This window comes from Kitasatospora sp. NPDC007106, from assembly GCF_040634455.1.
Classification (GTDB): Bacteria; Actinomycetota; Actinomycetes; order Streptomycetales; family Streptomycetaceae; genus Kitasatospora; species Kitasatospora arboriphila.
Genome location: NZ_JBEYFP010000009.1, coordinates 24,204 through 46,215, shown reverse-complemented (window position 1 = coordinate 46,215; position 22,012 = coordinate 24,204). Strand labels below are relative to the sequence as shown.

The window sequence follows — 22,012 nt, the reverse complement described above, 5'->3', positions numbered from 1 at the left end:
CAGCACTGCGGGGCTGCACCGGCCGCCGGGGGTTGCCCGGGCTGCCGGGGTTGCCGGCCGGAGCGCCCGGGTGCGGGTTGCCGGGCGGGCGAGGGCTGCGGGGCGGGTGCGACCTGTCGGGTCGCGAACCGTCGGGGCGGGGCGCCCGAAACGGATTAGGGGAGCACCCCGGTGACCGTGTAAAGTGGTGCGTGTCGCCGGGGGAGAATGCCGGGGGCTGCAGCAAGGGGCTATAGCTCAGTTGGTAGAGCGCTTGCATGGCATGCAAGAGGTCTGGGGTTCAATTCCCCATAGCTCCACAGCAAGTGAAAGGCCGTTCCCTCCGGGAGCGGCCTTTCGCCGTTCCCCGGTAGGTGCGACCGTCTTCACCCGTGGACCCTCCCGGCCCGCTACGGTCGAAGCATGGCCGACCTGGTGCGCAAGCGGAACGAAGAGCTCGCCCGGATACTCCACCAGCTCGGGTGGAGCCCCGAGCGGCTCGCTCGCGAGGTGAGCGCCGTCCTGCCCGCCGGCCTGGCGATCAGTGCCACCGCACCCTACAAGTGGCGCGACCGCGGCATGGTGCCGCGTGCTCCGCACGACCAGACCGTCTGCGAGGTGCTCGGCCGCGCCGTCGGCATCGCCGTCACCTACGAACAGCTCTGGGGCCGCATGGGCAGCGGCCGCGGCGCCAAGATCCTCTCGCCACGGCTGCTCACCGACCCGTGGACGGCCGACACCGCGCAGACCGCCCTCCGGGAGGCCGGCGCCGACGCAGCGCCCGTCCGGCTGACCGACCTCTTCCGCGGCGACGAACTCGAACAGGCCGCCCGGCACTGGGCCTCCCCGCCGCCCGAGGTCACCGGCGGAGCCGGCGCGCTGCGCATCGCCCCCGAACAGCTCGCCGACCTGCGGCTCTCCTACGAGAGCAAACGGCGCCTGGAACGTGCCTACGGCGGCGGACTCATCCTCGACCTCGCCAAGGCCGAACTCGCCATGGTCGGCAAACTGCTGGAACTCGGCGCCTACGACGAGAAGCTCGGCCGGGAGCTCTACGGTGCCGCCGGACGGCTCGCCAGGCTGGTCGGCTGGGCCAACTACGACATGGGCAACGACGCCGCGGCCCAGCGTGCCTTCGTCGCCGCACTGCGGGCCGCGCACGTCTCCGGCGACCCGCGGCTGGGCGTCGGCGTGGTCGGCTGCCTCGCCGTGCAGGCGACGTACAACTCCGGCGGGCGCGGGCTCGATGCCGTGGCCATGCTCTCCACCGCGCTGCGCGCCGCCGACGAGGTGCTGACCCCCCGTGAACGGGCGCTGCAGCTCGGCCGGATCGCCCGTGCCCACGGCCGGAAGGGCGAGCAGATCAGCGCCGAGGCCGTCGCCGAGCGGGCCTTCCAGGCGCTCGACGGTGTCGACGACCACGCCCACGAGCGTGCCGACCTCGCCGGGATGGTGGGTGAGATGCACCTCTTCCTGGGGGACTTCGAGCGTGCGCAGCGGATGCTCGGCGAGGCGGTCGCCGCGTTGCCGGCCGAGCGTGCCCGGACGAGGGCCCTGCTGATGGTCCGGCTCGCGGAGGCGTGCCGGCGCACCGGGGAGCGGGAGGAGGCCGCCCGGATCGCCGACGAGGCGCGGCTGCTCGCCGCCGGCATGCAGTCCGCGCGGGTGGCGCGGGCCCTGCGTGCCTTCGATGCGGCCGCGCGGGAGGAGGTGCCGCTCGCGGGATGAGGGAGGGCGTGGGATGAGGGAGGGCGTGGGATGAGGGGGAGGTCTCTGCGGCAGCCTGTGCGGGCTCCGGCCCGGGTGGGCCGCGGCCCCGGGCAGGGCCCGGGTGCGACGTCCGCCGGCCCGGCGTGAGCCCCGCGTGCGATGTTCCCCGGCCCGGGGGCCGTCCCGGTGGGCGGCCCGCGGGTGGAATGCGCAGCGGGGCGTACGGGCCGTTGCGGTACCCTGACCCCATGCGAACCGTGCGCCTGCTCCTTAGCCGGCCGCGCTGACCAGGACCGGCCCGGGGCCGGAGTCGGCGTGGCGACCCCTCCTGCGAGGGGTTTTTTGCTTTCCGAGTACGTGCTGTTCCGAGTGTGTGCCGCTGGTTCGCCACTGATGACGACGGAGCCCGAAGGACCATGAGCGAGACGACGACCCCTGCTTCCGGCGCGGCCGAGGCCGCTTCCGAGCCCTTCCGCTACGGTGCCGCGCTGGCGGCCGAGATCGAGTCCCGCTGGCAGGACCTGTGGGAGAAGGAAGGGACGTTCAACGCCCCCAACCCGGTCGGCCCGCTGGCCGAGGGCGCGGGCGGCGACGTCGCCGCGAAGCCGCACAGCTTCATCATGGACATGTTCCCGTACCCGTCCGGTGCCGGCCTGCACGTCGGCCACCCGCTGGGGTACATCGCCACCGACGTGTACGCCCGCTACCAGCGGATGACCGGCCACAACGTGCTGCACACCCTGGGCTACGACGCGTTCGGCCTGCCCGCCGAGCAGCACGCCGTCGCCACCGGCCAGCACCCCCGGATCACCACCGAGGCGGCCATCGCCAACATGCGGCGCCAGCTGCGCCGCCTGGGCCTGGGCCACGACTCGCGGCGCTCCATCGCCACCATCGACCCGGACTACTACCGCTGGACGCAGTGGATCTTCCTGCAGATCTTCAACTCCTGGTACGACGAGGCGGCCGGCAAGGCCCGCCCGATCGCCGAGCTGGTCGCGCAGTTCGAGTCCGGTGAGCGCGAGGTGCCGGGCGGCCGCGCCTGGACCGAGCTGTCCGCCGTCGAGCGCGACGAGGTGCTGGGCGAGTACCGGCTGGCCTACGCCAAGGAGGTGCCGGTCAACTGGTGCCCCGGCCTGGGCACCGTGCTGGCCAACGAGGAGGTCACCGCGGACGGCCGCTCCGAGCGCGGCAACTTCCCGGTGTTCAAGTCCAAGCTGCGCCAGTGGATGATGCGGATCACCGCGTACTCGGACCGCCTGATCGCCGACCTGGACATGCTGGACTGGCCCGAGGCGATCAAGCTGCAGCAGCGCAACTGGATCGGCCGCTCCGAGGGCGCCCGGGTCGACTTCGCCGCGCCCGGCGGCGAGGCGATCACCGTCTTCACCACCCGCCCGGACACCCTGTTCGGTGCCACCTACATGGTGCTGGCGCCCGAGCACGGCCTGGTCGACGCGATCGTCCCGGCCGTCTGGCCCGAGGGCGTGCCGGCGGACTGGACCGGCGGTGCCGCCACCCCGGCCGACGCCGTCGCGGCCTACCGCGCCGAGGCCGCGGCCAAGTCGGACGTCGAGCGCCAGGTCGACGCCAAGATCAAGACGGGTGTCTTCACCGGCGCCTACGCGACCAACCCGGTCAGCGGCGAGCAGGTCCCCGTCTTCATCGCCGACTACGTGCTGATGGGCTACGGCACCGGCGCGATCATGGCCGTCCCGGCCCACGACCACCGCGACTTCGCCTTCGCCCGTGCCTTCGGCCTGCCGATGCGCTGCGTGGTCGAGCCCACCGACGGTCGCAGCGAGGACCCGCACACCTGGGACGACGCCTTCGACACCTACGACTCGGTGATCGTCAACTCGGCCCACGACGACCTGTCCCTGAACGGCCTGAGCGTCGTCGACGCCAAGGCCGCCGTCACCGGCTGGCTGGTCGGCCGCGGCATCGGCGAGGGCACCGTCAACTACCGTCTGCGCGACTGGCTGTTCAGCCGCCAGCGGTACTGGGGCGAGCCCTTCCCGATCGTCTATGACGAGGACGGCGCCATGCACGCGCTGCCCGAGTCGATGCTGCCGGTCGAGGTGCCCGAGGTCGAGGACTACTCGCCGCACACCTACGACCCGGACGACGCCGCCTCCACCCCGAAGACCCCGCTGTCCCGCAACGAGGCGTGGGTCGAGGTCGAGCTGGACCTGGGCGACGGCCCGAAGAAGTACCGCCGCGAGACCAACACCATGCCCAACTGGGCCGGTTCCTGCTGGTACGAGCTGCGCTACGTCGACCCGGCCGACTCCGAGAAGGTCGTCGACCCGGCCAACGAGGCGTACTGGATGGGCCCCACCGCCGACAAGCCGGCCGGTGGCGTCGACCTGTACGTCGGCGGCGCCGAGCACGCGGTGCTGCACCTGCTGTACGCCCGCTTCTGGCACAAGGTGCTGTTCGACCTGGGCCACGTGTCCTCCGTCGAGCCGTTCCACAAGCTGTTCAACCAGGGCATGATCACCGCAGACGTCTACCGCGACGCACGCGGCTTCCCTGTGCCCGCCGCCGAGGTCGAGGAGCGCGACGGCGCGTACTTCTGGCAGGGCGAGCCGGTCAAGCGCGAGGCCGGCAAGATGGGCAAGTCCCTGAAGAACGCTGTCGCCCCCGACGAGATCGCCGACGAGTACGGTGCCGACACCCTGCGCCTGTACGAGATGTCGATGGGCCCGCTGGACGTCTCCCGCCCGTGGGACACCCGCGCAGTCGTCGGCTCGTACCGCTTCCTGCAGCGTCTGTGGCGCAACGTCGTCTCCGAGACCACCGGCGAGCTGGTCGTCACGGAGGAGGAGCCGGACGAGGCGACCCTGCGCGCCCTGCACAAGGCGATCGACGGCATCCGTGCGGACATGGCCGGCCTGCGCTTCAACACGGCCGTGGCCAAGGCGATCGAGCTGAACAACTTCCTGGTCAAGCGGGGCTCCACGCCGCGCAGCGTGGCCGAGCAGATCGTGCTGATGGTCGCCCCGCTGGCACCGCACATCGCCGAGGAGCTGTGGCAGCGCCTGGGTCACCGCGAGTCGCTGGCCTTCGCCGACTACCCCGTCGCCGACCCGGCCTACGTCGTCGACGAGACGGTCACCTGCGTCGTCCAGATCAAGGGCAAGGTCAAGGCCCGCCTGGAGGTCGCGCCGAGCATCACCGACGCCGAGCTGGAGACGCTGGCGCTGGCCGACCCGGCCGTGGTGGCCGCGCTGGGTGACGCCCCGGTGCGCAAGGTCATCGCGCGTGCGCCGAAGCTGGTGAACATCGTCACCGGCTGACGCCGACCGCTCGTTCCCGGGCCGGGCTCCCCACCAGGGGCGCCCGGCCCGGGCGTTCTCCGGCAGGCCCGGGATCAGTCCCCGGCGGCCGGCCGGGACGGCGGGACGGCCCCGTGCAGGCGGTCGGCGAGGGCCGCGACGTGTGCCACCAGCTCCGGCGGCTCGTGGACGGTGAACCGGTACCCCAGCAGCGCCAGGTGGAGTGCCAGCCCGTCCAGCGAGTTGGAGCCCGCCCGCAGGGTGCAGCTCCGCCCGTCGATCGGCTCGACCACCGCCGAGGTCGGCGTGGTCCTCGTGACGACCTCCTCGGCCGGCGCGTGGACCGTGCAACGGGCCTGGTAGCGGTACTGGCCGACGGCGACCTCCCAGGACGCCCAGCGCCGGACGTCCTGCTCCGGAGGTTCCCTCGGGACGAACCGAGGCCCGTGCGGCGGGCACAGCGTGATCCGGTCGACGCGGAAGTTCCGCCAGTCCGCCCGGGCGGTGTCCCAGGCAACCAGGTACCAGCGGGTGCCGGAGTGCACCAGCCGGTGCGGTTCGGCGTCCCGACGGCTCTCCTCGCCGTCGTGCGTCCGGTAGCCGAAGCGCAGCCGCTCGTGCGCCCGGCAAGCGGCGGCGATCGCGGTGAGCACCTCGGCCTGCACCACCGGGCCGTTCCCCGGCATGGCCACCGTCGCGTCGGCCAGCGCATCCACGCGGTGCCGCAGTCTGGAGGGCATCACCTGCAGCAGCTTCGCCAAGGCGCGCACCGAGGACTCCTCGATGCCGGAGACCGTGCCGCCCGCCGCCGTCCGCAGTCCCACCGCCACCGCGACCGCCTCGTCGTCGTCCAGCAGCAGCGGAGGCATCTCCGCCCCCGCACCGAGCCGGTAGCCGCCGGCGGTGCCCGGCGTCGAGTCCACGGGATAGCCCAGGCCCCGTAGCTTGTCCACGTCCCGTCGCACCGTCCGCACGTCGACACCGAGCCGGCCGGCCAGGTCGGCCCCCGACCAGTCCCGGCGGACCTGGAGCAGGGACAGCAGACGCAGCAGGCGGGCGGAAGTCTCCAGCACGCGGCCATCCTGGCAGTCGATGTGGACAGCTACTGTCCTCGGCGGTGTGCCCGCTAGGGGGAACGGCCCCGGAAGAGCCCCGACCCGGGCCCTGAGCTCTCCCTGATCTCTCAGGTGCGCACGGCCTCCGGGGTCCGACCGGACCCTTCCGGCGGCTACCGTGGATATTCCAGGGCGGCCGCGCGGGCCGCGTCCGGCGAGCGGTGTCGATGGGCACCGCGGAAGGTGGGGTAGGGATGGACGCGATCGGCGTGGTGATCGCCCTGGTGATGCTGTTCCTGGTGACCGCCGGAGTCATGGCCGTCGTCGGCACGGTCAAGGCGGCCAAGGCGGTCGCCGCCAAGGTGGAGAGGCACGAGGCCCACGCACGGCGCGCCGTGGAGAACGCCGCCCTGAGGGCGAAGACCTTCACCAAGCCGGGCTCCCAGGGCCAGCTCGCCTCCGTGCGTCTCTCGCTGCGCACCTCCCTGGACGCCACCCGGCAGGTCCTTGAGTCCGGCCTCGCAGCGGACGGCCAGCTCGCCGAATCCCTCCAACTGCTCGACCGCCTCGACGCGCATGCCGCGGAGCTCGACCAGGAGATGCGCATCCTCGAACGCGAGCCGGACGGCGCCCGGCTGGCCGCCAAGCTCCCCGAGCTGCGCGAGCGGGCCGGCCGGATCACCCACTCCGCCGAAACCATGCGCTGGGCGGCCCAGGACCGCATGCGCCGCTTCGCCGACGACGACCTGGCCCGACTCAGCCGTGAATGCGAGAACGAAGCCGGGGCGCTGCGGCACTGGGACCGGGTGGCCGGGCCCGAGGACACGAGCGCGGCCGGTGCGGGTCCGGACGGTGTCGCCTCAGCCAACGGGGCTGCGGCGGCCCGGTCCGAGGACGCCCAGCGGAAGGGCCTCACCGCCGGGAACCGCCTGCGGGCAGAGGACGTGCTCGGTCTCGGTGACCCCCTCAACCGGCTCGCCGACCGGCTGCGCAAGCCGAACACCGGTGGAGCGTAAGGCTCCTGCCGGTTCCGGCCCGGCAGCGCCGCCCGTTCGGGGCCGGTCCGCTGCTGCTGCGGGGTGTCTCTGCCAGCGGCCTGCGCTGTCATCTGCGCCGGTCGCGGAGTAACCTCCGGCACATGCCCGGCCACCTCGCCCTCGTCACCGATTCCACGGCCTACCTGCCCCAGGACGTCGTCGACCGCCATCGGATCGAGGTCGTCCCGCTCTCCGTCGTCGTGGGCGACGAGGTCCTCACCGAAGGCGTCGAGATCTCGCCCAAGGACGTCGCCGAGGCGCTGCGCGCCAAGCGCAGAGTCACCACCTCCCGTCCCAACCCGGAGAACTTCGCCGCCGCCTACCGGGCAGCCGCCGAGGCGGGTGCCACGGGTGTCGTCTCCGTTCACATCTCCTCCGAACTCTCGGGTACGTACGAGGCCGCCAAACTCGCCGCGGCCGGGGCGGAGATCCCGGTCGAGGTCGTCGACAGCCGACTGGTCGGCATGGCCCTCGGGCACTGCGTTCTGACGGCCGCACAGGCTGCCGAGGCAGGTCTCGGGCCCGCGGAGGCCGCCGCCGAAGCCGTCCGCCGGTCGTCGCTGAGCAGCGGCTTCTTCTACGTCGACACGCTCGAGCACCTGCGCCGCGGCGGCCGCATCGGTGCCGCCCGCGCACTGCTCGGCTCGGCCCTCGCGGTGAAGCCGCTGCTCCACCTCTCCGGCGGCCGGATCGAACCGCTGGAGAAGGTACGGACGGCATCACGGGCGATCGCCAGGCTGGAGGAGATCGCCGTGGAACGCGCCGGCGACGCCGAGGTCGACATCGCCGTCCACCACCTCGCGGCCGAGGACCGTGCGGAGCCGCTGGCCGAGCGCCTGCGCGAACGGGTGCCCGGACTGCGCGACCTCTACGTGGGTGAGGTCGGCGCCGTCATCGGTGCCCACGTCGGCCCCGGCCTGCTGGCCGTCGTGGTGTCGCCCCGCTGACGGAGCGGCAGCTCCGGTGGTGAGGCGAGGCGCCTCCGGTGGTGAGGCGAGGCGGCCCTCGCTGCCGCCCCGCCCTTACCGCCGCTCCGTCCTCGCTGCTCCGGTCACCCCGCCGTCCCTGCTGCCGTTCCCGCCGGCGGTACGGCTGTGCCCCTCGTGGCTCCGCTGTGTGCGGCTCCGACCCGGCTGACGAACGAAGCCGCCCGGCAGGTTCCCGGCCTCCTCCTTTTCATCCTTGTGAGGGAAGGGAGTTGTCCACACCCCCGAGTTGTCCACAGGCCGGCGGCGAGGTGTGCATCGCGGACCGCGGGCATTCGTACCGTCCTCGCATGAAGCACACGACCCGCGGCGCAGCACGGCGCCGAGAGACGGCCGAGACCGTCCGGCGGCGACTCGCCGCCCTGTTTTCCGCAGCCCTGCGCGGCAGCAACCCGACTCGTGGCCCGGCCGGCACACATGGCGGAGCCGCGGGAGGCAGTCCCGGAGACGGCGCCGACTCCGCCCCGTCCAGGTCCCCGGCCGGGTCGGCGGCACCGGCCGGGCGGACCGCACAAGGCGGACCTTCCGCACCGGGCGGGCATGCAGTACCGGGCGCCGCGCGTACCGCGGGTGCTGCGAGCACCGCGTCACCGCCCGAGGCGGCGGCGTCCGGTCGCCGGAGTGACCGGCCGCCGCGCGGGCACCGGTTCACCGCCCGCAGGTTCGGCTCCGACGCGCCCCCGGGCCCCGGACGATCGCCCCGCCGCCGGTCCGTGCGGGACGGGCCGCCAGTCTCCGCCCCGAACGCGGGGCTGCCGCCGCCGGAGACCTCCTCGCCCTTCGGCGCCGCGGCCGGCCCGTCCACCGTCCCACCCGACCTCCCGAAGTCGCCCTCGGCCCGGCGGCTCGCCTTCTCCCTGCCGGCCGGGCTGATGCTGGACCGTAGGGCCGCGCTCGGTCTCGCGGCACTGCTCCTGCTCGCAGTCGGCTACGCCGTCCAGCACTTCTGGCTGAGTCGCCCCGAGCCGGTCGCCGTCCCCACCGTGAGCGGCAGCGCTGCGTCCGCCACGGGAGGCCCGCATCCCACAGCGGCCGGGACAACGGCCCAGCCCGGGGCACCGGCGCCCACCGTGGTGGTGGACGTGGCGGGCAAGGTCCAGCATCCGGGCCTTCGCACCCTGCCGACCGGCTCCCGCGTCGCCGACGCCCTTCGGGCAGCAGGTGGAGCCCTCCCCGGCACCGAAACCGACTCCCTCAACCTCGCCCGGGTGCTCAGCGACGGCGAGCAGATCCTGGTCGGCGTACCGACCGGTCAGGGGGCGCCCGGCGCCACCACGGGCGGCCTGGTCAGCCTCAACCGGGCGACCGCCGAGCAGCTGGACACCCTGCCCGGTGTCGGGCCGACGCTCGTCCAGCGGATCCTCCAGTACCGCCAGACGCACGGTCCGTTCCGCTCGGTCGACCAGCTCCGTCAGGTGCCTGGCATCGGCCAGCGCAAGTTCGACGACATCAAGGGCCTGTTGACGCTCTGACAGCAGCTCTTCCCTGATCGGAACAGGCCAGTTCGTGTCGTCCCCACCGGCCGTACCGGGTCCTCGCACCGCTCACCCCTGCACCGAGAAGACCGCCCGCTCTGAAAGGAGGCACGGCGATCACTTCCACCCTCGCCCCGACGGCCGCCCCGCCGGACCGGACACACTCGCTCGCCACCGGTCCCCGTGAGCCGGCGGGTCCGAGCCGGCGGCCGGCAGATCTGCGGCTGCTGCTGCCCGCGCTCACCGCCTGGGCTGTGACCTCCGCCGTACTCTCGGTGGATCCGGTCCACCACCCGCCGCTCGTCGTCACCGCGGTGGTCGCTACCGGAGCAGCCCTGTTCCTGCTCCGGCAGCGAGCCGCCGACGGCACCCGCCGAATCGCTCCGTCGACCGCAGCCGTCCTGCTGTCAGCAGCGGCGGCCACGCTGACCACCGTCCTGCACACCGCCGACCTCCACCGCGGCCCGATCCCCGATCTCGTCCGACCGTCCCTGACCGTGCAAGCCACCGCCCCGTCGACGCCGCCAACCGAGGCGCGGGCCGGAGTCCCGTCGGGCGGCACCGCCACACCGGCCGGCCCAGCCGTACCCGGTACCGCAGTCGCTTCCGGCGATGCACCCGGCACCGCGGCCGCCTCGGACACCGCACCCGACACCGGAGCCGGAGCCGCACCCGGCACCGCGGCCTCGCCGAAGGCGGCTGCCACGGCAGCTGTCACCGCGGTAGGCCCGGGCCCGCCGACCATCCCCGGCTCGCCGGAGTCCAGCGCCCACACCGCCGAGGCCAAGGGAACCTCCCCTGTCGAGCTGTCGGTGGACCTCACCGTCGCCGGCGACCCGACGCCACGAACGGGGCGGGTGCACGGCACCACGCCGGGGCAGGCCGTACTGACCTTCGACGCAGTGGTGGACCGCGTACGGTTCCCCATGGACCCCGGCCGCTCCGCCGTAGCCGTGCACACACCGGTCACCGTGCTCGTCCGGGCACAGGACATCGCCGCTTGGCGCGGGCTCGTCCCCTCCACCAGGGTTGCGGCCGGAGTCCGCGCGACCGCCCCCGGCGAGCGCGATCACGACTCGGCAGCTCGCCTGGTGGCGCTCGGCCCGCCGCGTCTGTTGGCCCCACCCGGCCGGTCCCAGCAGCTCGCGGCGGAGCTGCGCGCGGGCCTCCGTGAGGCAACCGACCACCTGTCGCCGGACATCCGTGGCCTCCTGCCGGGGCTGGTGGTGGGCGACACCTCGCGCCTCCCCGACGACCTGCGCGAGGTGTTCCGTGCCACCGACCTCGGGCATCTGACCGCGGTCAGCGGGGGAAATCTGGCGATCCTCCTCACCGTCCTGCTCGGAGCGTCCCGCAAAGAGGACATGGGCAGCCGCGGCGGTCTGGCCGGTCTGCTCGGCCTGTCCATCCGGACTACCGCGCTCGTGGGCACGGGCCTGACCCTCGCCTTCGTGACCGTCTGCCGTCCCGAGCCGAGCGTCCTCAGAGCCGCCGCCACCGGTCTCCTCGGACTGCTCGCCCTTGCCACCGGCCGTCCCCGCCAAGGCGTGCCGGCCCTCGCCGGGGCGGTCCTGCTCCTGGTGCTCCTTGATCCCTACCTCGCCCGCTCCTACGGCTTCCTGCTCTCCACCCTGGCCACTGCGGGTCTCCTCACGCTCGGGCCGCGTTGGACGGAAGCGCTGTGCCGCAGGGGCTGGCCGACGGTCCTCGCCACCGCGACCGGCGCCACCGCAGCCGCCCAGGCCCTGTGCGCCCCGGTCACCATCCTGCTCGCCCCACGGGTCAGCCTGGTGGCCGTCCCGTGCAACCTGCTCGCCGAGGCCGCAGTGGCTCCGGCCACCCTGCTCGGATTCGCGGCGCTCGCAGCCGAGCCGTTCGCCCCGGGCGCGGCCCGCGTGCTCGCGGACCTCGCGGCCGTCCCCACCGGGTGGCTGGCCGCGGTCGCCCGACAGGGCGCCGCAGTGCCCGGCGCGCTGCTGGACTGGCCCGACGGCCTCACGGGGGCACTGCTCCTGGCGGTCACCACGGTGGCCCTGTGCTGGGGTGTCCCCCCGTTGCTGTCGGCCCGCCGTGCCGCCTCCCGCAGGGTCCGGACCGCCCTGGCGGCCGGAGTCGTCCTGGCCCTCGCGGCCGTTCTGCTGCGACCGCCGGCCGTCACCCGGATCGCCACCGGCTGGCCGCCGGCCGGGTGGCGCCTGGCCATGTGCGACGTCGGTCAGGGCGACATGGCCGTGCTCCCGCTCGCCTCCGACACCGCCGTGGTCGTGGACACCGGGCCGGACCCGGCAGCCGCCGACAACTGCCTCCGAGACCTCGGGATCTCCCGGATCCCGTTGCTGATCCTCACTCACTTCCACGCCGACCACGTCGAGGGGGTGCCCGGCGTGCTGCACGGGCGTACGGTCGCCGCGCTCCAGGTGACCCTGCTGGGCACGCCACCCGGTGAGCAGGCCCGCGTGCTGGGATGGGCCTCGGCCGCGGGCATCCCCCTCCTGCAGGCCCGCCGAGGGGAGCACCGCGCTGCGGGACCGGACCTCGCCTGGGACGTCCTGTGGCCCGACGACTCCCTCGGACCTTCCACCCCTGGAGCCAACAACGCCAGCGTCGCACTCCTCGCCACCGTGGGACCGCCCGGGGACCAGCTGCGGCTGGCCCTGCTCGGCGACCTCGAACCACCGGCCCAGGCGGCACTGATGCAGCGCGGCCCACCGGACCGGGTCGACGTCCTCAAGGTGGCCCACCACGGCTCCGCCAACCAGGACTGGGACCTCACCGGTGCCTTGCACCCGACGCTGGCACTCATCTCCTGCGGCCACGACAACCCGTACGGGCACCCCGCCCCGCGCACCGTCGACCGGCTGAGCGCACTGGGCGCCACGGTGCTGCGGACCGACCGGGCCGGAGACATCGCAGTCCTCGGCGGCCACCGGCACCTCCGGATGGCCACCCACCCGCACCACCACCGGAGCTGAGCCGCCATGACCCACCGCACCGCCACCCGGACGGCCGCTCCCCGGACAACCGTTCTTCGTAGGACCGTTCCCCGTACGACTGTTCCCCGGGAGCCGTCACGGACGGCTCCCGCGGACTCACGCCCTCGACGTCACCGGACCTCGTCGTGCTCGGTGGCCGCTCCACCGGCCCCGGCCGCTCCACCGGTTCCGCCCGCCCTGCCGGCCCCGTCGGCGTTGGTGTCGAAGCGTTCGGTGCCCACCACACGGAGCAGTTCCAGGCATCCGGCCGCCGTGGTGCCGGGTGCCGGGGTGAACAGCAGCAGTCGCTGGTCCTCGGTCGGCGTCAGCAGCGCCTCGCAGTCCAGACTGATCGGGCCTATCGCCGGGTGCACCACGCACATCCGACTGGTCCGGCGCACAGCCACCTCGTGCAGCTCCCACAGCCGGGCGAACTCCTCGCTCGCTGCCGTGATCCGAGCCACCAGAGCCTCGGCCGCGGCATCCCGCGACCGCCGGGCCACCGCGGCCCGCAGGTCGGCGACATGCACCCGGCTCCAGTGGTCGCGTTCCTCCTCCGGGTACGCCTGGCGCACCGTCGGGTCGGTGAACCAGCGCCAGACCACGTTGCGGTCGTCCTCGCGGAGCGAGCACACGCTGCCGAAGAGCGCGGTGGCCATGGCGTTCTGGGCGAGCAGATCGCCGAGGTCGCTGACGATCTGAGCCGGCGTCTCCTTCAGCTGGTCCAGCAGGTGGAGCAACGCGGGGCGGACGTGGTCCCCGGCCTGTCGCCCGGCCGGCGGCCGATGCCCCGCCAGCAGGTGCAGGTGGTCCCGCTCGTCCTCCGACAGCCGCAGCGCCCGGGCGAGCGCGGCGAGCATCTGAACGGACGGCTGCGGGCCGCGGGCCTGCTCCAGCCGCGTGTAGTAGTCGGCCGACATGCCGGCGAGCTGAACGACCTCCTCACGGCGCAGGCCCGGCGTACGGCGGCGCGAGCCGGCGGGCAGCCCGACGTCCTGTGGGCTCAGCCGCTCGCGGGAGCGGCGGAGGAAGTCTGCGAGCTCACGACGGTCCATCTCCATGATCCCCATGATGCTGCGGCAGGAGGGCGGGTAGCCAGGGTCTGCCGATACCACCCTTCCCTGCCGGAGGTGAACGCCGCGGACCGCGCGACCCGGCAGCCACCGCGTCCCGCAGCCCCGGCCTCACAGCCGGACGTCGAGCGCCGCCACCCCCGCACCCGGCGTTGCCCCCGAACCCATCGGCAGGCCGGGCCGACCACCGCCGATCCGTCGGCCCACTGCCCCGAAGGGCTCACCGGCGCGCGGCCTCAGTCCTCCTCGCGCCAGCCGTCCTGGGCATCCGCGACCGCGTCGAGTTCGGCGAGCAGAGCGGGGGTCCAGCCGTCCTCGGGGGCCTCGAACACCAGCAGCCACTGGGCGTCCTCGGCGTCGTCCTCGCCGGCGAGCGCGTCCCGGACGAGCTCCGGGTCGTCGAGGTCGGGGCAGCGGGCGACGAGGTCCTCGCGGGCCTCGTCGGCGGCGTCGCGGTCGGGCAGGACGAGCAGTTGGCGGGCACGGTTCTTGATCACCGCACCATTCTGCAACCGCCCGCAGGGGCGTACGGTCCGGGGGTGTCACCGCACCGTGCGATCCTGGTACGCGATGGCCAGGAAGAGTGCACCCGACGACCTGCTCGCCCCGCTGACCCTCGCGGTCGGCCAGGAGGAGCTGCTGCTCGACCGCGCCGTGGCCGAGGTGGTGGCCGCCGCGAAGGTGGCGGACCCCGACACCGACGTCCGGGACCTCGCGCCGGGCGCCCTGCAGCCGGGCAGTCTCGCCGAGCTGACCACGCCCTCGCTCTTCGCCGAACGCAAGGTCATCGTCGTCCGGGCCGCCCAGGACCTCTCCGCCGACTCGGTGAAGGAGGTCAAGGCGTACATCGAATCGCCCGCCGACGAGGTGATCATGGTCCTCGTCCATGCGGGCGGCGCCAAGGGCAAGGGACTGCTGGACGCGGCGAAGAAGGCCGGCGGCCGCGAGGTGCAGTGCGCCAAGCTGACCAAGAACGGCGACAAACTCGCCTTCATCCGCAACGAGTTCCGCCGGCTCGGTCGTGCGGCGGCCCCGGAGACCTGCCAGGTGCTGCTGGACGCACTCGGCAGCGACCTGCGCGAGCTGGCGGCCGCGTGCAGTCAGCTCACGGCCGACATCGAGGGGACGATCGACGAGGCCGCGGTCGCCCGCTACTACAGTGGCCGGGCCGAGGCCACCGGCTTCGAGGTGGCCGACCTCGCGGTGACCGGCCGCGCGGCGGAGGCGTTGGAACGGCTCCGCTGGGCCCTGGCCGTGGGGCAGCCGCCCACCGGCATCACCTACGCGCTGGCCTCCGGCGTCCGGAGCATCGGCCGACTGGCCTCCGCCGGCCGGTCGATGCGCCCCGCCGACCTCGCCCGCGAGCTCGGCATGCCGCCGTGGAAGGTCGACCGCGTCCGCCAGCAGATGCGCGGGTGGACGGGCGACGGCGTCGCCGCTGCCCTGACCGCCGTCGCCGAGGCGGATGCTGCCGTCAAGGGTGGCGGCGACGATCCCGCCTACGCCCTGGAACGCGCTGTGGTCGCCGTGGCCCGCGCGGCCCGATCCGGCGCCCGCCAGTACTGACGGACACTCGCTACTGACGGACACCTGCGGGTTGCCTGCCGGCAGCGGACTGCCACGGGTGCCACCGCCGACGGTGGCACGGCCGACCCGCGACGCTGCCCGGCTGCCGCCTCAACCGCCGAGTGCCCGCAGCACCGCCCGGCTGTCGACCACCAGCGCCTGCCGGATCTGCTCCCGGTCCGGCACCGTCGTCTTGCCCTCCTGGAACGACCCCGACCAGCTCAGGTAGTACGTCAGGCCGCGATCCCTCACGTACAGCACATGGGTGATGTAGTGCCAGCTGGAGTCCGAACTGCTCGGGTCGTCCAGGTAGCCGAGGTAGGCCTCCTGCCCGAGATCGGGGACCGAGGTGATCTGGTACTTCCGCTGCTGCAGGCCCGACCGCTGCGCCTCGAACTCGGGCTCGGGGTCGACCGCCTTGTGCAACTGCGCCTCGACGTACAGGGAGACGTAGTCGGTGTCCGCACCGGTCTTCTTGAGGTACTGGCTGCAGTACATGTCGTCGAGCGCGGGATGCCGGGTCGCGTAGTGGTACGGCTTGCCGTACTGCGAGGGGTAGAGCTGCTCGAACGAGGTCAGTTTGGCCGTCGTGCAGATGTCGCTGACCAGGTGGTACGGGCCCGGACCCGGCGCCTTGCGTCCGGTGGCCACCAGCGAGGGCACCGTCAGCACGGCGGTGGCCCACACGGCGGACGCCACCAGGACGCCGCCCACCCCCCACAGCAACCCTCTTCGCGCGCCGCCCCCGTTCGGACGCCCCGAGCCGGAAACCCCGGGAGCGGCCCCGCCGGTGCCGGTCGCCGCGCCGGCTCCGCGCATGCCGCCCGGCCCGACGGTTCCGCCCGGTGCCGTCACCCCGCCCGGCGCGGCCGTGCCGACTGCACCGCCGAAGCCGCTGTAGGGGCCGGGTCCGTACGGGCCGGGCCCGGTGGTGCGGGAGGCCCCGGTGTGCGGTGGCGGCGGTGGTGTCGACATCGGAGCCCCCAGTGGCCGTCCGGCGAGATGGTAGGACCGAACCATACCGGTCAGCAGATCGTGACAGAGAGTTGCCGTTCGGCCGCACCGCGTGCTGTCTCCGTCGATGTTCGATGATCGACGCCCGACGTTCCTGCGCCCGACGTTCCTGCGCCCGACGTTCCTGCGCCCGACGTTCCTGCGCCCGACGTTCCTGCGCCCGACGTTCCTGCGGTGCGGGGCCTGGTGGTGCAAAAGCAGATTGCCCGCCCGGTGGGGACCGGACGGGCAATCGGTGAGGTGCCGGTGGACCGGCGCCTCGGTGGAGCTGTGTGTACCGCACCCGCGTGGCGAACGCAGGCCGCGTGTGTTCGATCAATCCAGCTGACCAGTAGAAACAGCCTCAAAGGCCGGTTGACCTGGGGAAACGCAATCCCGCGTTATCCCGCAAGATCCCGGCATGTCTGCCTCTCATGTGTACTGAATGTGTACTGCGAGAGAGGACGGCGCCGCCCGGTGGTTGCACACCTGGCGGCGCCTCAGCCGGGCCCCTATCTGACAGGGAGTCCGACCGTGAAGCACGACCCTACTCGCCTGCGCACCGCCGCGGTGAGACTCATCGACGGCACGACCGTCACTGTCCGTGAGCCGGCCTGGTGCCTCGGCCGCCACGACCAGGGCGAGCGCCTGGCCGACCTCGCCCACGGCGGGTCCACCACGTCGGCCGAGGTCGCCACCGACCTCGGGAACGTGTCGATCCTCGACGCCTGCCTCACGCAGTACCCGTACAGCGAGAACGTCGACGACCGCGGCGTCCGGGTGGCCGTCCTGCTCGGCTCGGCGTGGTACCAGTTCGACGAGAACGGCCTGTTCAACCTCGCCGACGCCCTCGCCCGGCACGCGGTCGAGCTCCGGATGCTGGCGCGCCAGCTCGGCGCCATCGAGGCGAAGGGGGCGGGGCTGTGAAGACGACTCCCGCACGCTGGCTGACCGGCGCTGCTGCGGCCGTGATCGTGGCCCTGACCGGCGCGGCGTTCTGGCTGAGCTACGCGCACCTGCACACCGTGGCGGCCGAGCACGGCCTCGGCGCATCCCCGGCCCGGGCGTGGGCGTGGCCGGCGACGTTGGACCTGTTCATCGTGGCGGGCGAGCTGCTGATGCTCCGGGCGTCCCTGGCCCGCTCCACCGACTGGTGGGCGGTCGGGCTGACTGTGGTCGGCTCGGGGGGCTCCATCGCCCTCAACATCGCCGGGGTCACCGGGACTGACCCGCTCGACTACGTGACCGCTGCGGTGCCGCCGACCGCCGCCCTGCTGGCCTTCGGGGCGCTCATGCGGCAGGTGCACGGGGCGCTGACCGCCGCCGAGCAGCCTGCCGAGGTTTCGCTGGCTGCCGTCGAGGAGCCCGTACCCGACCTGCTCGACGTCGTCGACGGCTCGGTGTACCCGGAGCCTGTACCCGCGCCGTACCCGGTCGATAAGGAGCGGGTACGCCTCGACTTCCTGCCGCTGCCGCAGTGGGCCCCGGCGGTCGTCGAGGAGCCCGCCCGGCCCCGGCCGGTGCTGGCCGCTGAGCAGCCGCGTACCCGCACCGAGGTGCACGTCGAGTACGTGCCCGAGGACGAGCCGGAGGCGGGTACGGGCGACGCCGAGGCGGAGCTGCTCGCCCGCGGCCGGGAGAGGTTCGCCGACCAGGTCGCGGACCGGAAGGTGCCCTCCATCAGGGAGATCCGTGCCGCACTCGGCGTTGGCCAGCCCCGCGCACAGCGGCTGCAGGACGCGCTCCGCGCCGATGTGGAGCAGGGGGTGACGGTGTGAGCGAGCAGCACGCCTGCACCTGCGGGCACGACCACAACCCGGCCCCGCATCTGCCGCAGCAGCCGATGTACCCGGCGCCGTACCCGGTGTACCCGCAGCCCCCGGCGCCCGTACCCGCCCGGCCGCTCGGCGGGTACATCGCGGCCGGCGCCGGTGCCGCCGCGGTGCTGATCCCGACCCTGCTCGCGGTGACCGCCGCCCTGCTCGCCGTCGGCCTGGCCGCCCTCGCCATCGCGGTCACGGCCCTGGTCGTCCGCTGGATCATCCGCGACATGCGGCGCGGCTGACGGTTGCCCGTCCCCGCCCGCTTGCCGGGCGGGGGTGGGGAGCCGGGACAGCCTGGCCCGCACGGAGAGGACACCAGCATGGCGCGCAGAACGACCCAGACCGCAGCCCAGCCCCAGCCCGCCTGCCGCGGCTACTCGTGGTCCCTCTTCTACGGCAGCGACGACGAGTCGAAGGACCGCGCCGCCGCCCGCGAGGCGACCGCCAAGAGGCTTTGTGCCCGTTGCCCGATGCGACAGGCATGCCTCGACGAGGAACTCGCCCGCAAGCCGTTCGACCAGCACGGCGTGCGCGGCGCGATGACCGCCGACGAGCGGCGCGCCGAGATCGCCCGCCGTGCCGTCGCCAACCAGACCTGACCGCCGCCCGCTGACGGTTGCCCGTCCCCGCCCGCTTGCCGGGCGGGGGTGGGGAGCCGGGACGGCCCTGGCCCGCACCGAGGGGACACCGCGATGGACCAGCACGACCACAACGCCACCGACGACGGCGAGCTGCAGGCCCGCTGGGCCACCGAGATGACCGAGCGGGACGAGCGGCCCGGCCGCGACGAGCGGCCGCTCCGCCCCGAGACCCTCGACGCCTTCTTCGGCCTGCCGACCTTCAACAGCTGACCGACACCGACCGAGAGGACACCCTCATGACCACGATCCCGCCGAAGGCCAACGGCGCCAACGGCCACACCCGCAACGGCTTCGGGGGCGGCGCGACGTTCTCGCCCGGCTTCAACATCAACGTCAACAAGACCGTCCCGCCGCAGGGCGGCGCCGCGCCGGCGGCCGCCCCGGCTGGGCAGGGCGGGGGCAGCCAGCTGCCGGTGCCCGAGTTCCTGTCGCCGGCGGACGTGCGGAACTACTGCAACAGCCTGCGCAGCCTCGGCGTGGGCCTGCACTTCGAGGTCGCCATGGCCGCCGAGATCCTGTCCGCCGTCCTGGCCAACGTGCCGGACCCCGAGGGCCGGCCGTTCGGCTCGAAGCTGCGGGGCCGCCGGGTCGCCCGCAAGCTCCACAAGGCCGCCGAGGCGCTCAAGGACGCCGCGACCAACGCGGCCGGCGCCTACTCGGCGTTCCAGCAGGAGTACCAGGAGGAGCTGGGCCGGGTCCGGCACCGGGCGCGGCCGAGCACCGGCGGACAGCGGATCAACTGGACGAACCAGTAACAGGGAGGGACGAGAGATGAGCGAGAACAAGAACCGGGACGACCGGCACGACGAGCAGCTCAACGGCGGGTCCAGCGGCGCGGGCCTGCGCGCCTACCTCTGGCACCGGGCCAAGCCCTACAGCCCGCCGTGGGTCGGCGCGGCCGCGGTCGGCCTCGCCGGCGTCGGCGGGAACCTGATGTGGGACGGGTCCGCGGCCGGCGGCGTCGGCCTCACCCTGTCGTCCGTCGCCCTCACCGGCGCCGCCTGGTGGGCGGGCCGGAAGACCGACGCCGCCCGCCGGCTGCACTCCGCGGTCACGGTGGCGGCCGCCTCGTCCTGGGTGACCGCCGCCGCCCTCGCCGGGCCCGCCGCGGGCCCGCTGCCGGACCTGTACGTGATGGGCGGGGTGGTGGGCGCCCTGTCGTGGAACCTGCGGCAGGTGATGCGCCGCAACCCCGACGGCGGCACCGAGGAGTCGTCCGACACCGGGCTGCTGGCAAAGGTCGGCCTGGCCAAGGCCAAGCTCGGCGCGGCGAAGGTCGAGCCGAACCGGCTGACCGTGCCGATCTCGCTCCCGGCCGGCGAGGCGACGCACGACGACGTCACGAAGGCGCTGCCGCGGCTCGCGTCCGGCCTCGACGTGCCGACCACCGCGGTCCGGTACAGCCCGGACCCGGACTCGGCCCGGCGCGGCACCCTCACCGTCGTGCCGGTCGACATGCTCAAGGAGATCACCTGGTACCCGGGCGCCTCGACGCCCGGCGGGTCCGTCGCCGACCCGCTGGTGATCGGCACGTACGACAACGGGGACCGCCTGCAACTGACGCTGCCGCAGGCCGTACACCTGCTCATCATGGGCGTGACCGGCGCCGGGAAGACCGAGGGCGCCCTCGACGTCCTCGCCGAGATCCTCACCCGGCGGGACGTCATCGTGTGGCTGTCGGACCCCAAGCGCGGCCAGGACCTCGGCGAGGCGTTCGGCGGCTGCGACTGGGTGGTGCAGGACGGGCCCGGCGCCGAGGTCATGATCGAGGCGATCAAGGCGGCGATCCCCGCCCGTCAGCAGTGGCTCGGCTCCCGCGGGTACCGGTCCTGGTGCCCGGAGGCCGCCGAGGTGCAGGCGGACGGCTCGCCCGGCATGCCCTACCTGGTGGCGTGGTTCGAGGAGGCCGCCAACACCCTGCGGGCGGTCGACGAGGACGCTTTCACCGGCATCGCGCAGGAGGCCCGGTCCGCGGGCATCACCCTCGTCGTGTCGATGCAGCGCGCGTCCGGGTACCAGATCAGCACCGACACCCGCGCCTCCCTGCCGGCTGCGCTGTGCTTCGGCGTGGACGAGCGGGACGCCTCCTTCGCCCTGCCGTCCGACGTCCTCGACGCCGGCGCGAACCCCGGGGCGTGGGGCAACAAGCGGCCCGGGTACTGCTACCTCGTGTCCGCCGGGGTCGCCGAACCGCTGTGGGCCACGCCCGGCCGCACCTTCCGGTGCGACCCCGTGGTGCTGGAACACGCGGTGCGGGCGTTCGCCGGCGTCCGGGCGGCCGTCGACCCGGTCACCGCCGCGGCGGCCGGCGGCGCCGTGGGCCGGGCTTACACCGAGCGGGCCGCGGCCCGGCAGACCACCCGGGCCGCCCTCGGCCCGGCCGCCCAGGACGAGGACGAGATGGCCGACTCTCGCGTCGACCCCGAGGACGAGCACCTCAACGTCGAGGCCGAGCTCGCCGAGGCGGACGACAGCCCGATGTTCGCCCCGGACGGCGGCCACAAGCCGACCCCGGAAGAGGCCCGGTACCTGTTCGGCGAGGCCCTCGCCGAGTTCGAGCACCAGGGCCGCATGGTCGTCGGCCCGAAAGACTTCATGGACTGGTGCGAGGCCAACGGCTACTCCCGCCCGTGGGTGTCCGAGCGGCTCAAGGAGGCGGCCCTGTCCGGCCGGCTGGAGCCCACCGGCAAGCCCGGCCGGTGGCGCATCGTGCCCGCCCCCGCGATGGCCTGACACTGCCTGACAGTCAGGCCGCCCTGACACCCGAACCCCTAGGTAGGCGCGGCGTCAGACAGCCCTGACAGCCGCTCCTGACAGCACAGCGAGGCCCCGCCGAAGGCAGATCGGCGGGGCCTCGCCCATACCCTAGCCGCGCTACTCGGCCGCCGGCCGCGGCCGGCACCCGCAGCCCTCGGCAACGCACCTGCACCGGTACTCCGGCATCGGCTGCTGAGTCTGCGTCCGCAGGCCGCCGGGGCAGGCGTGGTGCGCGCCGAGCTGGCACTCGGCGGTGACGTACCGGCCGCCGAGCTTGAGGTCGAACCGGACGACCACGTCGGTGGTCTCCCGGTGCGGCGGCCAGACGTCGTCCGGGACGTGCGAGAGATCGGGCCGGGTGAGGCCGGTCGGCGAGACGGTCACGCCGCCTCCCGGTGCCGCTCGCAGACGACGACGGCCCAGCCGAGCGGGGCGCCGGGCTCGGCCGGCGTGGTGAAGGCGTGCCCGGCCGGGTGCAGGGGACCGGTGCAGTCGATGCCGCGCCAGCACTTGAGGCCGTGCAGCTGGTCGCGGTCGAGGCCGTCGGCGGAGCGCGCGTCCAGGACGGCCCGGGGGATCAGGTCAGCCATGACCAGCAAGTTAGGGCGGCAGGTTGCTCGGCCTCGGCCCGATTTCTCGGGATTTCTCCTACGGCCGACGGGGC

At 73.8% G+C, this 22,012-nt stretch carries 20 protein-coding genes and 1 tRNA gene; 15 read left to right on the top strand and 6 right to left on the bottom strand.

Annotated features, from left to right (window positions below):
• Positions 1-226: 226 nt before the first annotated feature.
• From ABZ641_RS02350 to leuS, 3 genes are all read left to right on the top strand, one after another.
• Positions 227-299: transfer RNA gene (locus ABZ641_RS02350), tRNA-Ala, on the top strand.
• A 103-nt stretch (positions 300-402) separates the two neighbouring features.
• Positions 403-1,707 (top strand): hypothetical protein, encoded by a 1,305-nt coding sequence (locus ABZ641_RS02345; protein ID WP_344625669.1) that lies wholly within the window; start codon positions 403-405, stop codon positions 1,705-1,707.
• Positions 1,708-2,105: 398 nt separating this feature from the next.
• A complete protein-coding gene (leuS, locus tag ABZ641_RS02340; protein WP_359978555.1) occupies positions 2,106-4,991 on the top strand; it encodes a leucine--tRNA ligase in 2,886 nt (961 codons plus the stop codon).
• Between the two features lie 74 nt (positions 4,992-5,065).
• Here the strand turns inward: leuS and ABZ641_RS02335 are convergent, their stop codons facing one another.
• Positions 5,066-6,043 carry a YafY family protein gene (locus tag ABZ641_RS02335; RefSeq protein WP_359978553.1) on the bottom strand — a complete coding sequence of 326 codons (978 nt, stop codon included), beginning with the start codon at positions 6,041-6,043 and terminating at the stop codon, positions 5,066-5,068.
• A 236-nt stretch (positions 6,044-6,279) separates the two neighbouring features.
• Here ABZ641_RS02335 and ABZ641_RS02330 point away from each other — a divergent pair, with 236 nt between their 5' ends.
• The 4 genes from ABZ641_RS02330 (at position 6,280) to ABZ641_RS02315 (ending at position 12,495) form a co-directional block, all read left to right on the top strand.
• Entirely contained in the window at positions 6,280-7,041 is a 762-nt protein-coding gene (locus tag ABZ641_RS02330) for a hypothetical protein (protein ID WP_344625666.1), read from the top strand.
• A gap of 122 nt (positions 7,042-7,163) precedes the next feature.
• Positions 7,164-8,009: a DegV family protein gene (locus ABZ641_RS02325; protein ID WP_359978550.1), complete on the top strand. Its 846-nt coding sequence runs from the start codon at positions 7,164-7,166 to the stop codon at positions 8,007-8,009.
• Positions 8,010-8,761: 752 nt separating this feature from the next.
• On the top strand, positions 8,762-9,520 hold the full coding sequence (locus ABZ641_RS02320) for a ComEA family DNA-binding protein (RefSeq protein ID WP_359978547.1): 759 nt from the start codon (positions 8,762-8,764) through the stop codon (positions 9,518-9,520).
• A 257-nt stretch (positions 9,521-9,777) separates the two neighbouring features.
• Positions 9,778-12,495 (top strand): ComEC/Rec2 family competence protein, encoded by a 2,718-nt coding sequence (locus tag ABZ641_RS02315; RefSeq protein ID WP_359978544.1) that lies wholly within the window; start codon positions 9,778-9,780, stop codon positions 12,493-12,495.
• A gap of 131 nt (positions 12,496-12,626) precedes the next feature.
• Here ABZ641_RS02315 and ABZ641_RS02310 read toward each other — a convergent pair whose 3' ends face one another.
• Both ABZ641_RS02310 and ABZ641_RS02305 read right to left on the bottom strand, forming a co-directional pair.
• The gene (locus tag ABZ641_RS02310; protein WP_359978542.1) at positions 12,627-13,556 is read right to left on the bottom strand and encodes a helix-turn-helix transcriptional regulator; all 930 of its coding nucleotides are present in this window, start codon (positions 13,554-13,556) and stop codon (positions 12,627-12,629) included.
• 248 nt (positions 13,557-13,804) lie between these two features.
• Positions 13,805-14,065, bottom strand: coding sequence for a hypothetical protein (locus ABZ641_RS02305; RefSeq protein ID WP_344625661.1), 261 nt, complete (start codon positions 14,063-14,065; stop codon positions 13,805-13,807).
• Between the two features lie 73 nt (positions 14,066-14,138).
• On the opposite strand from ABZ641_RS02305, the gene holA reads away from it, so the two are divergent.
• Positions 14,139-15,134: a DNA polymerase III subunit delta gene (gene holA / locus ABZ641_RS02300; protein WP_344625660.1), complete on the top strand. Its 996-nt coding sequence runs from the start codon at positions 14,139-14,141 to the stop codon at positions 15,132-15,134.
• 111 nt (positions 15,135-15,245) lie between these two features.
• Here holA and ABZ641_RS02295 read toward each other — a convergent pair whose 3' ends face one another.
• Entirely contained in the window at positions 15,246-15,833 is a 588-nt protein-coding gene (locus tag ABZ641_RS02295) for a hypothetical protein (protein ID WP_359978540.1), read from the bottom strand.
• A gap of 828 nt (positions 15,834-16,661) precedes the next feature.
• Between ABZ641_RS02295 and ABZ641_RS02290 the strand changes: the two genes are divergently transcribed.
• The 7 genes from ABZ641_RS02290 to traB all read left to right on the top strand — a co-directional run bounded on the left by ABZ641_RS02290 (position 16,662) and on the right by traB (position 21,324).
• A complete protein-coding gene (locus ABZ641_RS02290; protein WP_359978537.1) occupies positions 16,662-17,054 on the top strand; it encodes a hypothetical protein in 393 nt (130 codons plus the stop codon).
• Positions 17,051-17,905, top strand: a complete 855-nt coding sequence (locus ABZ641_RS02285) for a DUF2637 domain-containing protein (RefSeq protein ID WP_359978535.1) — start codon at positions 17,051-17,053, stop codon at positions 17,903-17,905. Before ABZ641_RS02290 ends, ABZ641_RS02285 begins: the two co-directional genes overlap by 4 nt.
• Entirely contained in the window at positions 17,902-18,192 is a 291-nt protein-coding gene (locus tag ABZ641_RS02280; protein ID WP_359978533.1) for a hypothetical protein, read from the top strand. Before ABZ641_RS02285 ends, ABZ641_RS02280 begins: the two co-directional genes overlap by 4 nt.
• Before the next feature lie 78 nt (positions 18,193-18,270).
• Positions 18,271-18,549, top strand: a complete 279-nt coding sequence (locus tag ABZ641_RS02275) for a WhiB family transcriptional regulator (protein ID WP_359978530.1) — start codon at positions 18,271-18,273, stop codon at positions 18,547-18,549.
• Between the two features lie 93 nt (positions 18,550-18,642).
• Positions 18,643-18,801 carry a hypothetical protein gene (locus ABZ641_RS02270; protein WP_359978528.1) on the top strand — a complete coding sequence of 53 codons (159 nt, stop codon included), beginning with the start codon at positions 18,643-18,645 and terminating at the stop codon, positions 18,799-18,801.
• Positions 18,802-18,827: 26 nt separating this feature from the next.
• Complete coding sequence (traA, locus tag ABZ641_RS02265; protein WP_359978526.1) at positions 18,828-19,346, top strand: plasmid transfer protein TraA; 519 nt, start codon at positions 18,828-18,830, stop codon at positions 19,344-19,346.
• Between the two features lie 16 nt (positions 19,347-19,362).
• A complete protein-coding gene (traB, locus tag ABZ641_RS02260; protein WP_359978523.1) occupies positions 19,363-21,324 on the top strand; it encodes a plasmid transfer protein TraB in 1,962 nt (653 codons plus the stop codon).
• Between the two features lie 141 nt (positions 21,325-21,465).
• On the opposite strand, the gene ABZ641_RS02255 is transcribed toward traB, so the two are convergent.
• Positions 21,466-21,732: a hypothetical protein gene (locus ABZ641_RS02255; RefSeq protein WP_359978520.1), complete on the bottom strand. Its 267-nt coding sequence runs from the start codon at positions 21,730-21,732 to the stop codon at positions 21,466-21,468.
• The gene (locus ABZ641_RS02250; protein WP_359978518.1) at positions 21,729-21,938 is read right to left on the bottom strand and encodes a hypothetical protein; all 210 of its coding nucleotides are present in this window, start codon (positions 21,936-21,938) and stop codon (positions 21,729-21,731) included. Before ABZ641_RS02250 ends, ABZ641_RS02255 begins: the two co-directional genes overlap by 4 nt.
• Positions 21,939-22,012 lie beyond the last annotated feature (74 nt).

Bases quoted from the DNA above. Each gene is read 5' to 3' on its own strand.
- holA (WP_344625660.1), top strand. From the start codon at position 14,139: ATGGCCAGGAAGAGTGCACCCGACGACCTGCTCGCCCCGCTGACCCTC.
- traB (WP_359978523.1), top strand. From the start codon at position 19,363: ATGAGCGAGAACAAGAACCGGGACGACCGGCACGACGAGCAGCTCAAC.
- ABZ641_RS02270 (WP_359978528.1), top strand. From the start codon at position 18,643: ATGGACCAGCACGACCACAACGCCACCGACGACGGCGAGCTGCAGGCC.
- ABZ641_RS02345 (WP_344625669.1), top strand. From the start codon at position 403: ATGGCCGACCTGGTGCGCAAGCGGAACGAAGAGCTCGCCCGGATACTC.
- ABZ641_RS02250 (WP_359978518.1), bottom strand. From the start codon at position 21,938: ATGGCTGACCTGATCCCCCGGGCCGTCCTGGACGCGCGCTCCGCCGAC.
- leuS (WP_359978555.1), top strand. From the start codon at position 2,106: ATGAGCGAGACGACGACCCCTGCTTCCGGCGCGGCCGAGGCCGCTTCC.
- ABZ641_RS02310 (WP_359978542.1), bottom strand. From the start codon at position 13,556: ATGGAGATGGACCGTCGTGAGCTCGCAGACTTCCTCCGCCGCTCCCGC.
- ABZ641_RS02325 (WP_359978550.1), top strand. From the start codon at position 7,164: ATGCCCGGCCACCTCGCCCTCGTCACCGATTCCACGGCCTACCTGCCC.
- traA (WP_359978526.1), top strand. From the start codon at position 18,828: ATGACCACGATCCCGCCGAAGGCCAACGGCGCCAACGGCCACACCCGC.
- ABZ641_RS02330 (WP_344625666.1), top strand. From the start codon at position 6,280: ATGGACGCGATCGGCGTGGTGATCGCCCTGGTGATGCTGTTCCTGGTG.
- ABZ641_RS02275 (WP_359978530.1), top strand. From the start codon at position 18,271: ATGGCGCGCAGAACGACCCAGACCGCAGCCCAGCCCCAGCCCGCCTGC.